The organism is uncultured Ralstonia sp., assembly GCA_913056305.1.
Lineage (GTDB): Bacteria > Pseudomonadota > Gammaproteobacteria > Burkholderiales > Burkholderiaceae > Ralstonia.
This window is the reverse complement of record CAJXMR010000133.1, coordinates 1-13,198: the sequence shown is the minus strand read 5'-3', so window position 1 is coordinate 13,198 and position 13,198 is coordinate 1. Positions and strand designations below refer to the sequence as shown.

Genomic DNA, 13,198 nt, shown 5'->3' with positions numbered 1-13,198 from the left:
TGCTCAAGATTGCCGACCGCATCGAGCAGAACCTCGAACTGCTGGCCGTGACCGAGACCTGGGACAACGGCAAGCCGGTGCGCGAAACGCTGAATGCCGACATTCCACTGGCGGTCGATCACTTCCGCTACTTCGCCGGTTGCATCCGCGCGCAGGAGGGCTCGGCGGCGGAGATCAACGAGCACACCGTCGCGTATCACATCCACGAGCCGCTGGGCGTCGTGGGCCAGATCATCCCGTGGAACTTCCCGCTGCTGATGGCCGCCTGGAAGCTGGCGCCCGCGCTGGCCGCCGGCAACTGCATCGTGCTCAAGCCGGCCGAGCAGACGCCGCTGGGCATCAACGTGCTGATGGAGCTGATTGGCGACCTGCTGCCGCCGGGCGTGCTCAACGTGGTGCACGGCTTCGGCAAGGAAGCCGGCGAGGCGCTGGCCACCAGCAAGCGCATCGCCAAGATCGCCTTCACGGGTTCGACGCCGGTGGGCTCGCACATCATGAAGTGCGCGGCCGAGAACATCATCCCGTCGACGGTGGAGCTGGGCGGCAAGTCGCCCAATATCTACTTCGAAGACATCATGCACGCCGAGCCGAGCTTCATCGAGAAGGCGGCCGAAGGCCTGGTGCTGGGCTTCTTCAACCAGGGCGAGGTGTGCACGTGCCCGTCGCGCGCGCTGGTGCAGGAATCGATCTACGGCCGCTTCATGGATGTGGTGATGGCCAAGGTGGCCGCCATCAAGCGCGGCGACCCGCTCGACACCGACACCATGGTCGGCGCGCAGGCCTCGGAGCAGCAGTTCTACAAGATCCGCTCGTACCTGGAGATCGCGCAGGAAGAAGGCGCCGAATGCCTGGTCGGCGGCGACGTCGAGGTGCTGCCGGGCAAGCTTTCCAAGGGCTACTACATCAAGCCGACGCTGCTCAAGGGCGACAACAGCATGCGCGTGTTCCAGGAAGAGATCTTCGGCCCGGTGATCGCCGTGACGACCTTCAAGGACGAGGCGCAGGCGCTGCAGATCGCCAACGACACCGAGTACGGCCTGGGCGCCGGCCTGTGGACGCGCGACATCAACCGCGCCTACCGCGTCGGCCGCGCCATCAAGGCCGGGCGCGTGTGGACCAACTGCTACCACCTGTATCCGGCGCACGCGGCGTTTGGCGGCTACAAGAAGTCGGGCGTGGGCCGCGAGACCCACAAGATGATGCTCGACCACTACCAGCAGACCAAGAACCTGCTGGTGAGCTACGACACGCAGCCGCTCGGGTTCTTCTGATCCGGCTGGCCCGGCCACGCCGGGCGTTGTTGCATGCGAGAACGGGGCGACCTGTTCTCGCATTGTCATTTCTAAGACCGAGAAAAATCACATGTCGACACAAACGCCCCCCTCCAGCGCTGGCCCCGGCGCCGCCTCCGCCGTCGAATTCGAACGCGTCGACGCCCGCTACTTCGAGCAACGCCAACTCAAGCGCGGCGCGGCCGGCTGGGTGCTGTTGGTCGGCCTGGGCGTCGCCTACGTGATCTCCGGCGACTACGCCGGCTGGAACTTCGGTCTCGCGCAAGGCGGCTGGGGTGGCATGTTCATCGCCACGCTGCTGATGGCGGCGATGTACCTGTGCATGTGCCTCTCACTGGCCGAGCTGGCCTCGATGATCCCCACCGCTGGCGGCGGCTACGGCTTTGCGCGCACGGCGTTCGGGCCGTGGGGCGGCTTTCTCACGGGCACCGCCATCCTGATCGAATACGCCATCGCGCCGGCCGCCATCGCCTGCTTTATCGGCGCGTATTGCGAGTCGCTGTTCGGCGTGGGCGGGTGGCGCGTCTATCTGGCCTTCTACGTGGTCTTCATCGGCGTGCACGTGCTGGGCGCGGGCGAGGCGCTCAAGCTGATGTTCGGCATTACGGCCGTGGCGGTGGTGGCGCTGGTGGTGTTCCTGGTGGGTATGGTGCCGTCGTTCCAGTGGGCGAACCTGTTTGACATCGCCCCCACGTCGGCGGCGGGCGCCAACGTTGTCCTGCCGTTCGGCTATGTCGGCGTCTGGGCGGCGATCCCGTATGCGATCTGGTTCTTCCTGGCCGTGGAAGGCGTGCCGCTGGCGGCAGAGGAAACGCGCAACCCGCAGCGCGACCTGCCGCGCGGGCTGATCGGGGCGGTATGCGTGCTGCTGGTGTTTGCGCTGCTGATCCTGCTGATCGGCCCCGGCGGCGCGGGCGCCCGTGCGCTGATGGCCTCGGGCGACCCGCTGGTGCAAGCGCTGCAGCGCGCGCATGGCGGCCCGACGTGGATGAGCCAGTGCGTCAACCTGGTCGGCCTGGCGGGGCTCATCGCCAGCTTCTTCTCGATCATCTATGCGTATTCGCGCCAGATCTTTGCGCTGTCGCGCGCGGGCTACCTGCCGCGCGGGCTGTCGCGTACCAACCGCAACCAGGCGCCGGTGGCGGCGCTGGTGGTGCCCGGCATCATCGGCTTTGGCCTGTCGCTCACGGGGCAGGGCGATCTGCTGATCCTGGTGGCGGTGTTTGGGGCCACGCTGTCCTACGTGCTGATGATGGCCGCGCACATCACCCTGCGCGTGCGCCGGCCCCAGATGGCGCGGCCGTACCGCACGCCCGGTGGTATCGTGACATCGGGCATCGCGCTGGTGCTGGCCTGTGTGGCGCTGGTCGCCGGCTTTGTGGTGGACCCGCGCGTGGTGGTGGGCGCGGCGGCGGTGTATGCGGTGCTGATCATGTACTTCGCGCTGGTCAGCCGCCATCACCTGGTGTCCGGCACGCCCGAAGAAGAGTTTGCCGCCATCCAGCAGGCGGAAGCCGGTTTGCACTGAGAGGGCCCCGACATGACCCGTTTCTCGCACACCCTGGGCGGTGAGGTTTACCGCTTCGACAGCCTGAAAGACGTGCTGGCCAAAGCCAGCCCGGCCCGCTCTGGCGACGCCCTGGCCGGCGTGGCCGCCAACAACGCGGCCCAACGCGTGGCCGCGCAGATGGCGCTGGCCGACATCCCGCTCAAGCACTTCCTCAACGAAGCCGTCATCCCGTACGAGGCGGACGAGGTCACGCGCCTGATCGTCGATACGCACGACGCAGCAGCGTTTGCACCCGTCAGCCACCTCACCGTCGGCGACTTCCGCAACTGGCTGCTGAGCGACGCGGCGGACGAAGCTGTGCTGGTCGCGCTCGCACCGGGCCTCACGCCCGAGATGGCCGCAGCGGTATCCAAGCTGATGCGCGTGCAGGACCTGATCCTCGTCGCGCAGAAGATTCGCGTGGTCACGCGCTTTCGCAACACCATCGGCCTGCGTGGGCGCATGTCGACGCGGCTGCAGCCGAACCATCCGACCGATGACCCCGCCGGCATCGCCGCCAGCCTGCTCGACGGGCTCATGTACGGCAGCGGCGACGCGGTGATCGGCATCAACCCCGTGTCCGACAGCACGGCCGCCATCTGCAACCTGCTGGAGATGCTCGACGCGGTCATCCAGCGTTATGCCATCCCCACGCAGGCTTGCGTGCTGACGCACGTGACGACTTCCATCGAGGCCATCCGCCGCGGCGTGCCGGTCGACCTCGTGTTCCAGTCGATCGCCGGCACCGAGGCGGCCAACGCCAGCTTTGGCGTGAGCCTCGCCTTGCTGCAGGAGGCACGCGAGGCGGCGCTCGCGCAGCAGCGCGGCACGGTGGGCGACAACGTGATGTATTTCGAAACCGGCCAGGGCAGCGCGCTGTCCGCCAACGCGCACCATGGCGTCGACCAGCAGACCTGCGAGGCGCGCGCCTACGCTGTGGCGCGCCAGTTCAAGCCCCTGCTCGTCAACACGGTCGTCGGCTTCATCGGCCCGGAGTACCTGTACGACAGCAAGCAGATCATCCGCGCAGGGCTGGAAGACCACTTCTGCGGCAAGCTGCTCGGCGTGCCGATGGGCTGCGACATCTGCTACACCAACCACGCCGAGGCCGACCAGGACGACATGGACACGCTGCTCACGCTGCTGGGCGCAGCGGGCATCAACTTCATCATGGGCATCCCGGGTTCCGACGACGTGATGCTCAACTACCAGACCACGTCGTTCCACGATGCGTTGTACGTGCGCCGCGTGCTCGGCCTGCGGCCTGCGCCGGAGTTCGAGGATTGGCTCGCCCGCATGGGCATTGCCACGCAGGGCGAAGGCCGCATCGCGCTGGCCGATGCGCTGCCCGATACCTTCCGCCGCGCCGTGGCGCAACTCGCATGAGGCCCGCGATGACTGATGAACGCGACGACACACCGACCGTCGCCACGCCGAATCCGTGGCAGCAATTGCGGCAACTGACGCCGGCCCGCATCGCACTCGGGCGCGCCGGGGTCAGCCTGCCAACGCAGCCGCAGCTCGCCTTCCAGGCCGCGCACGCACAAGCGCGCGACGCGGTACACCTGCCGTTCGATCACGCTGCGCTGCGTGCGCAACTGGCGGAGCAGGGCATCGCATCGTTGTTGCTGCACAGTGCCGCGCACGATCGCAACCACTACCTGCAACGCCCCGATCTCGGCCGCCGTCTGGTCGAGGCCTCCGTGCAGCAACTGCGCGATGTCGCTCAGGCTGGCGGCGTGGATGTCGCCATCGTGGTGGCCGACGGCCTCTCCGCGCTGGCGGTACACCGTCACGCCGCGCCGCTCATCGCGCGGCTGACCGACGACATCCGCGCCGAGGGCTGGTCGATGGCGCCCATCGTGCTGGTCGAGCAAGGCCGCGTGGCCGTCGCCGACGAGGTGGGCGAGCGGCTGGGCGCGCGCATGTCCGTCATCCTCATCGGCGAGCGTCCGGGCTTGAGTTCGCCCGACAGCCTCGGCCTCTACTTCACCTATGCACCCAAGATCGGGCTGACCGATGCCGCGCGCAACTGCATCTCCAATGTGCGTCCCGAAGGCCTGAGCACGCCGATGGCCGCACACAAGCTGCTGTACCTGATGCGCGAGGCGTGGCGGCGGCAGCTCTCCGGCGTGCAGCTCAAGGAGGAAGCTGAGGTGCCGGTGCTGGGCGGCGCGCACCGCAACTTCCTGCTCGATTGACGGGCGGGTTGATTGACTGGCCGGCGGGGCTGTTAGCATGCCGGCATCCTTTGGCTTTCCAGCGAGCAGCGTCCCTTGCCCGTCACCCCCACCTTCCTCTGGCACGACTACGAAACCTTCGGCGCCGTGCCGCGCCGCGATCGCCCGGCGCAGTTCGCGGGCATCCGCACCGATGCCGAACTCAACGAGATCGGCGCGCCCGTCGAGCTGTTCTGCCAGCCCTCCAACGACTGGCTGCCCGACCCGACCTCGTGCCTGATCACCGGCATCACGCCACAGCAGTGCCTGAAACAAGGCATTCTGGAATACCGCTTCGCGCAGGCCATCGAGCGCGAGCTGGGCACGCCCGGCACCATCGGCGTCGGTTACAACACCATCCGCTTTGACGACGAGATCACGCGCCACCTGTTCTGGCGCAACCTGATCGACCCGTATGCGCGCGAGTGGCAGAACGACTGCGGGCGGTGGGACCTGCTCGACGTGGTGCGCACCACGTGGGCGCTGCGCCCGGAAGGCATCGAGTGGCCCGTGAACGACGAGGGCAACCCGAGCTTCAAGCTGGAGCACCTGTCCAAGGCCAACGGCCTGCTGCACGAAGCCGCGCACGATGCGGTGTCCGACGTGCGCGCGACCATCGGCCTGGCGCGCTTGATCCGCAACGCGCAGCCGCGCCTGTTCGACTTCTGCTTCGCGCTGCGCAAGAAGGACCGCGTGATTGCGGAGATCGGCGCCGCGCCGCGTCCGCTGCTCCACATCTCCGGCATGTATGGCGTCGACCGTGGCTGTATGGCCGTGGTCTGGCCGCTGGGCGGGCACCCAACCAACAAGAACGAGTTGATCGTGTGGGACCTGGCCTTCGACCCGTCCGAGCTGTTCCACATGGACGTCGCCACCATCCGCGAGCGCATGTTCACGCGCACCGCCGATCTGGCCGAGGGCACCACACGCCTGCCGATCAAGTCGATCCATATCAACAAGTCGCCCATCGTGATCGGCAACCTGAAGACGCTGCAGCCCGCGCAAGCCGAGCGCTGGGGGATCGACTTCGCGACCATCGAGCGCCACGCCGCCATCGCGCAAGGTGCGCCCGACCTGCGTGAAACCTGGCGCCAGGTCTACGCCCGCGAGCTGGAGCCGATCGAAGATGTGGACCAGAACCTGTACGGCGGCTTCGTCAGCAACGACGACCGCCGCACGCTCAACGAACTGCGCACGCTCTCCGGCGAGCAGCTCGCAAACCTGCATCCTGACTTTGCCGATGCGCGCCTGCCCGAACTGCTCTTCCACTACCGCGCGCGCAACTTCCCCGACACGCTCTCCGAAGACGAACACGAGCGGTGGCAGCAACTGCGCGCCGAGCGCCTGTTCGAGGGGCGTGATGGTTACCTGACGATGGATGCGTACATGGAGCGCATCGACCAGCTGGGCGCTGAGGCCGCTGAGCGTGGCGATGCGCGTGCCGAGCGCGTCCTCGGCGCGCTGCACGACTACGCGGAGATGGTCGCGCCGGAATAATCTGTCGCCGTTACGCCAAGTGACGGCGGCCAACACGACGGGTTGTTCCGCCCCGCCGCTTCAAATGCCAGCTTTTGGAGCGGTCAGAATCAAGCGCAAACCAAGCATCGAAATGGCACCGGCCGCAATCCGGTCCACCCATTTCTTCGCACGCAGATAGACCTCACGCGGCCCTCGGCTCGAAAAACAGAGCGCGACGATTGTGTACCAGCCGCACTCGACCAAGAACACAAGCGGCGGGAGCACGAAATAGCACCAGAGCGGCGGATGCTGCGGAAGCAAGGCAGCAAAGATACTGCCGTACCAGATGGCCGTCTTCGGGTTGCTGAGCTGCGTGGTCAGGCCGATCCAGAATGACTTGCGCGCACTGCTGGATCGCGTGGCAAGCGCGTCGCCGACGGTGATCGGCAGATCGGCGCCGCGCCAGATTTTCGAAGCCATGAAAATGAGATACGCACCGCCAGCGATCTTGAGGCCGATATAGAGCCATTCGACCGCCTGCAACAGCGTGTAGAGCCCGGCCAGCGCGAGGCCGCCGAAGAAAATGCCGCCCGCACCCATGCCGAGCGCGGTAGCCAGTCCATCGCTGCGGGACAGACCGATGGCGTTGCGCGCGACGAGCACGAAGCTGGGGCCGGGAATCATTGCGCCAAGCCCAAGCGCAACGAGGATGGCGAAAACGGCGGCGGATGCGGACATCGGCGTCTCCTTTTGGGGCGGCGGTTCCTTGCAAGAAGGGCATTCTGACACGGGCGTGGCAAACGCGTTTGCGTTTGCCCAAAGGCAAACCGGAGGCCGAAGCCTCCGGTTCCCTTACTGCACTTCCCCGACCATCAACACATCATGCGGCGCGTTGTGCAGCCGCCGGATCGCGCCACTGCGTCAGCAGCTTGTTCCAGCGGATGCGCGCGGCCGCCAGGTTGGCGTCCTTCACGTGGCCGAAGCCGCGGATGTCTTCCGGCAGGCGTGCCAGCTCCACGGCCTGGGCCAGCTTCTGCGCCGACAGCCCCTTGACCAGTTCATCCACCAGCGTACGGTACTCGCCGATCAGCGCGCGCTCGGTGCGGCGCTCCTCGGTCTTGCCGAACACGTCGAGCGCCGTGCCGCGCAGGCCCTTGAGCTTGGCCAGCAGCTTGAAGATGCGCATCGTGTTCGGGCCGAAGCGCTGCTTGACCAGGTGCCCCTTCTCGTCGCGCTTGGCCGTCATCGGCGGCGCGAGCCAGAAGTTGAGCTGGTAGTCGCGGCCGGGCTCGCCCTCGAACTGCGCGCGCAGCTTGTCGAGGAAGGCCGGGTCGGTGTACAGGCGGGCGACTTCGTATTCGTCCTTGTACGCCATCAGCTTGGACAGGTTGCGGGCGACGGCTTCCGTGAGCGCCAGCGCCTGGCCGGCGCCAACGACGGCCGTTTCTGCTGCGCGCACGCGCTCGACCACGGCGCGGAACTCGGCGGCATAGCCGGCGTTCTGGTACGCGGTCAGCAGATCGACGCGGCGGGCGATCAGCGTGTCCAGCGAGGGCAGGGCGATCACGTCGGCCTTCACTTGCGGCGCGTCGCCGGCCAGCTTCAGCACGGCATCGCGGTCGTGCGCGAGGTGACGGCCCCACTCGAACGCGGTCTTGTTCTTGTCGACCGACACGCCGTTCAGCTCGATGGCGCGGATGAGCGCATCGTGCGTCAGCGGAATCCAGCCCTTCTGCCACGCGAAGCCCAGCACCAGCGGGTTGGTGTAGATCGCGTCGCCCAGCAGGCGCACGGCCAGCGCGCTGGCATCTTCAAACGCGCAGGCGTCGCCGATGGCCGCGCGGATGTCGGCCTCGGCCGAGCTGCCCGGGAAGCGCCAGTTCGGGTTCTTGATGAAGTCGGCCGTCGGCGTGGCGGCGCTGTTGACGATGGCACGCGTCTGGCCGTGCTGCACCTTGGACAGCACTTCATCCGCCGCCGAGACGATCGCATCGCAGCCGATCACCAAGTCCGCCTCGCCCATGGCGATGCGCGTGGCGTGGATGCTGTCCGGCTGCTCGCCGATCTGCACGTGCGAGAGCACCGCGCCGCCCTTTTGCGCCAGGCCCGCCATGTCGAGCACGGTCACGCCCTTGCCTTCGAGGTGCGCGGCCATGCCGAGCAGGCCGCCGATGGTCACCACGCCCGTGCCGCCCACGCCGGTCACCAGCACGCCGTATGCGCGCTGGATCTCGGGCAGGTCCGGGTGCGGCAGCAGCGGCAGGCCGTCCATCGCCGTGCCGCGCGATTCCGGCTTGCGCACCTGCGCGCCTTCGGCCGTCACGAAGCTCGGGCAGAAGCCGTTCACGCACGAGAAATCCTTGTTGCACGACGACTGGTTGATCTTGCGCTTGGTGCCTAGCTCCGTTTCCAACGGTTCGACCGACAGACAGTTCGACTTGACCGAGCAATCGCCGCAGCCTTCGCACACCGCGTCGTTGATGAACGCGCGGCGCGCCGGGTCGGCCATCGTGCCGCGCTTGCGGCGGCGGCGCTTTTCAGTCGCGCAGGTCTGGTCGTAGATCAGCACGCTGGTGCCTTCCACGGCGCGCAGCTCGCGCTGGATGGCGTCCAGGCGATCACGGTGGTGCACGGTCACGCCTTCCGGCAGCTTGATTGCGGCGTTGTACTTCTCCGGCTCGTCCGTGACGATGACGATGCGCGACGTGCCTTCCGCATGCACCTGCGCGGCAATCTGCGGCACCGACAGCGGGCCGTCCACCGGCTGGCCGCCGGTCATGGCCACTGCATCGTTGTAGAGCAGCTTGTAGGTGATGTTGACCTTGGCCGCGATCGACGCGCGGATCGCCAGCAGGCCCGAGTGGTAGTAGGTGCCGTCGCCCAGGTTGGCGAACACGTGCTGGTCCGACGAGAACGGCATCTGCCCGATCCACGCCACGCCTTCGCCGCCCATCTGGCTGAAGGTGTCGGTGCGGCGGTCCATCCACACGGTCATGTAGTGGCAGCCGATGCCGGCCAGCGCGCGCGAGCCTTCGGGCACGTTGGTCGACGTGTTGTGCGGGCAGCCCGAGCAGAACCACGGCTTGCGCTCGGCGGTGATGCGCGGCTTGGCCAGCGCCTTTTCCTTGGCCTCGATGATGGAGATGCGGAAGGCGATGCGCGCGCGCACGTCTTCGGGCAGCTCGAACTTCTCCAGGCGTGTGGCGATGGCGCGGGCGATCAGCGCCGGGGAGAGTTCGTAGTGCGCCGGCAGCAGCCAGTTGGCCATCGGCACCGACCATTCGCCGCCGGCGTGGTCCTTCTCATCGAACTTGCCGTAGACGCGCGGGCGCACGTCGTCGCGGTAGTTGTACAGCTCTTCCTTGAGCTGGTATTCGAGGATCTGGCGCTTCTCTTCTACCACCAGGATCTCTTGCAGCCCCTCGGCAAACGCACGCGCGCCGTGGGCTTCCAGCGGCCACACGCAGCCGACCTTGTACAGGCGGATGCCGATGCGGCGGCAGGTTTCCTCGTCGAGCCCCAGGTCGACCAGCGCTTGGCGCACATCGAGGTAAGCCTTGCCGGCGGTCATGATGCCGAAGCGCGCCTGCGGCGCATCGAGCACCACGCGGTCGAGCTTGTTGGCACGCACATAGGCCAGGCCCGCGTACCACTTGTAGTCGAGCAGGCGGGCTTCCTGCACCAGCGGCGGATCGGGCCAGCGGATGTTCAGGCCGCCTTGCGGCATGATGAAATCTTCCGGCAGGATGATTTCGGCGCGGTGCGGATCAACATCGACCGAAGCCGACGATTCCACCACATCCGTCACGCACTTCATCGACACCCACAGGCCGGAGTAGCGGCTCATCGCCCAGCCGTGCAGGCCGTAGTCGAGGTATTCCTGCACGTTGGACGGATACAGCACCGGAATGCCGGCTGCCTTGAAGACGTGCTCCGACTGGTGCGCCAGCGTGGACGATTTGCAGGCATGGTCGTCGCCGGCCAGCACCAGCACCCCGCCGCGCGCGGACGAGCCGGCCGAGTTGGCGTGCTTGAACACGTCGATGGTGCGGTCCACGCCCGGGCCCTTGCCGTACCACATGCCGAACACGCCATCGAACTTGGCCGACGGGTACAGGTTGACCTGCTGCGAGCCCCAGACCGACGTGGCGGCCAGGTCTTCATTGAGCCCCGCCTGGAAGACGATGTTGTGGCCGGCCAGGTGCTTCTTCGCCTTCCACAAGGCGAGGTCCAGCGCCCCCAGCGGCGAGCCGCGGTAGCCGGAGATGAAGCCCGCCGTGTTCAGCCCGGCCGCGCGGTCGCGCTCCTGCTGCAGCATCGGCAGACGCACCAGGGCCTGCGTGCCGCTGATGTAGATGCGGCCACGCTCCAGCGTGTACTTGTCTTCCAGGGAAACAGTCTCGAGCGCGCGGCGTAGCGCGTCGTTCAGAGGGGCATTCATGCGTGCTCCGTGTGGGTGTGCCGGGATCGCCGACAGCAGGTCTCTTTTGGTGGCACCCGCGCCGCTTCTTGTGGAAGCCGGCAGGCAGCCGTGGGTCCGCGCATCGTAGCATCGCGTGACATTGCCAACACCGTGCAACGCAGCAAGATTGGGGGTGGGTTTTCCCTGAGTTGCGACGCTTCCGGCACAGAAATGGCGCATGCGCCAGGCGACGGGCGCGGATGGTGCGATGCATGCAAAGAGGCCGCCGAGATGGTCGCCGACGCCGCCGTGCCGTCTTCACAGACTCTTACCCAGTCAACGCGGTGTTGCGTGGAACTGCCCGCGCGCGGCGGCGACGAACTTGCCTTGTCAATCAATCGACCCCACCAAGGAGCAAGGCATGTCGAGCAAGAAAGTCGCCGAGATCGTCGTTCAAACACTGGAGGCCGCCGGCGTGCGGCACTGTTATGGCATCGTCGGCGATACGCTGAACCACGTCACGGATGCCATCCACCGCAGCGGCATCGCGTGGGTGCACACGCGCCACGAAGAGGCTGCCGCGTTTGCGGCCGGCGCGGAGTCCTATGTGAGCGGCCGGCTGACCGCATGCGCCGGCTCATGCGGGCCGGGTAGCCTGCACCTGATCAACGGCGTGTTCGAGGCGCAGCGCAACCGCGCGCCGATGGTGGTGATCGCCAGCCAGATCGTCACGCCGCAGCTGGGCATGGACTTTCCGCAGGAGGTGGATTTCAAGTCGGTGTACGCGAGCTGCTCGGTGTTCTGCGAGCAGGTGTACCACCCGGACCAGGCGCGCCGCGTGACCGCACTGGCGTGCCAGACGGCCATCGCCAAGCGTGGCGTGGCGGTCATCATCCTGCCGGCCGACATCAGCCAGGCCGAGGTCAGCCACGACCTGCCGTTTGCCGTGCATACACCGCAGCCCGTGCTGCGTCCTTCCGATGCCGAGCTGCACCGCATGGCCGAGTTGATCGGCCAGGGGAAGAAGATCGGCATCTACGCCGGCTCGGGCTGCCAGGGCGCGCACGACCAGCTGGTGGCGCTGGCGGCCAAGCTCAAGGCGCCGATCGCGCACACTTCGCGCGCCAAGGATTTCGTCGAGTACGACAACCCGTACAACATGGGCATGACCGGCATGATCGGCAGCACGTCGGGCTTCCACATGATGATGGAGTGCGACACCTTGCTGCTGCTGGGTGCCGACTTCGCCTGGTCGCAGTTCTATCCGGATCGCGCCACCATCCTCCAGGTCGACCACGACGGCACGCACCTGGGCCGCCGCCACCCGGTGGACCTGGGCGTGGTCGGCGACGTGATTCCCACATTGGAGGCGCTGCTGCCGCTGGTGGCCGAGCGCACCGATCGCAGCTTCCTCGATGCCTGCCTCAAGCGTCGCGAAGATGCACTCAAGACGCTCGCGCACGAAGAGCACCCGGGCAAGGGCGAGCTGATCCACCCGCAGTATCTGCTCAAGCTGCTCAACCAGCACGCGGCGGACGATGCGCTGTTCACCGCCGACAGCGGCTCGGCGATGGTCTGGACGCTGCGCCATATCCACACCAATGGCAAACGCCGCACGATGGCCAGCCTGCTGCACGGCTCGATGGCCAATGCCATGCCGCAGGCGCTGGGGTTGCAGAAGGCGTATCCGGGGCGGCAGGTGATCTCCGTCTCTGGCGATGGCGGCCTGTCGATGCTGCTCGGCGATCTGCTGACGGCGGTGCAGGAGAAGCTGCCGATCAAGGTGGTGGTGATCAACAACGCGTCGCTCAACTTTGTCGAGCTGGAGCAGAAGGTGGAAGGCCTGCTCGACAACTACACCGATCTGCTGAATCCGGATTTTGCCAAGCTGGCGGACGTGATTGGCTTTGCGGGCCGAAAGGTCACGCGCGTGGAAGACCTGGAGGCCGCGGTGCGGGCGTTCCTTGCGGAGCCCGGGCCGGCACTGCTGGACGTGCATACCAATCCGACGGAGCTGGTGATGCCGCCCACGGTGGAGGCGAGCCAGGTGGTGGATACCGCGTTGTATGCGGCCAAGGCCGTGCTGAGCGGGCGGATTAGCGATGTTGAGAAGCTGCTGGTGGATAACTTTGTGAAGTGATGGGGGGTGATGCTTTGGTCCCGGTGGTGCAGTTCTTTTTTGTTCCTGCCGGGATGGATGTTGGTGGTCCATCCCCCTTTCGCCCCCTGCCGGGGCCGACCTACTTTTCTTTGTCTTGCCAAAGAAAAGTAGGCAAAA

General features: G+C 66.8%; 8 protein-coding genes. 6 read left to right on the top strand and 2 right to left on the bottom strand.

All coding sequences use genetic code 11. The annotated features are described in order from the left end of the window. The 5 genes from QZ609_RS18110 to sbcB form a co-directional block, all read left to right on the top strand. A partial coding sequence (locus QZ609_RS18110; protein ID WP_295497692.1) for an aldehyde dehydrogenase family protein occupies nt 1-1,271 on the top strand: 1,271 nt, incomplete at its 5' end. 91 nt (nt 1,272-1,362) lie between these two features. Then, nucleotides 1,363-2,820, top strand: coding sequence for an ethanolamine permease (gene eat, locus QZ609_RS18105; protein ID WP_295497691.1), 1,458 nt, complete (start codon nt 1,363-1,365; stop codon nt 2,818-2,820). Between the two features lie 12 nt (nt 2,821-2,832). Next, nucleotides 2,833-4,227, top strand: a complete 1,395-nt coding sequence (locus QZ609_RS18100) for an ethanolamine ammonia-lyase subunit EutB (RefSeq protein ID WP_295497689.1) — start codon at nt 2,833-2,835, stop codon at nt 4,225-4,227. A gap of 8 nt (nt 4,228-4,235) precedes the next feature. Continuing rightward, nucleotides 4,236-5,042, top strand: coding sequence for an ethanolamine ammonia-lyase subunit EutC (eutC, locus tag QZ609_RS18095; protein WP_295497687.1), 807 nt, complete (start codon nt 4,236-4,238; stop codon nt 5,040-5,042). 75 nt (nt 5,043-5,117) lie between these two features. Then, complete coding sequence (gene sbcB, locus QZ609_RS18090) at nt 5,118-6,557, top strand: exodeoxyribonuclease I (protein WP_295497685.1); 1,440 nt, start codon at nt 5,118-5,120, stop codon at nt 6,555-6,557. A 60-nt stretch (nt 6,558-6,617) separates the two neighbouring features. Here the strand turns inward: sbcB and QZ609_RS18085 are convergent, their stop codons facing one another. Next, nucleotides 6,618-7,256 (bottom strand): LysE family transporter, encoded by a 639-nt coding sequence (locus tag QZ609_RS18085; RefSeq protein WP_295497683.1) that lies wholly within the window; start codon nt 7,254-7,256, stop codon nt 6,618-6,620. 142 nt (nt 7,257-7,398) lie between these two features. After that, on the bottom strand, nt 7,399-10,959 hold the full coding sequence (locus QZ609_RS18080) for an indolepyruvate ferredoxin oxidoreductase family protein (protein ID WP_295497681.1): 3,561 nt from the start codon (nt 10,957-10,959) through the stop codon (nt 7,399-7,401). 382 nt (nt 10,960-11,341) lie between these two features. Here QZ609_RS18080 and QZ609_RS18075 point away from each other — a divergent pair, with 382 nt between their 5' ends. Then, nucleotides 11,342-13,060 (top strand): thiamine pyrophosphate-dependent enzyme, encoded by a 1,719-nt coding sequence (locus QZ609_RS18075; protein WP_295497679.1) that lies wholly within the window; start codon nt 11,342-11,344, stop codon nt 13,058-13,060. Nucleotides 13,061-13,198 lie beyond the last annotated feature (138 nt).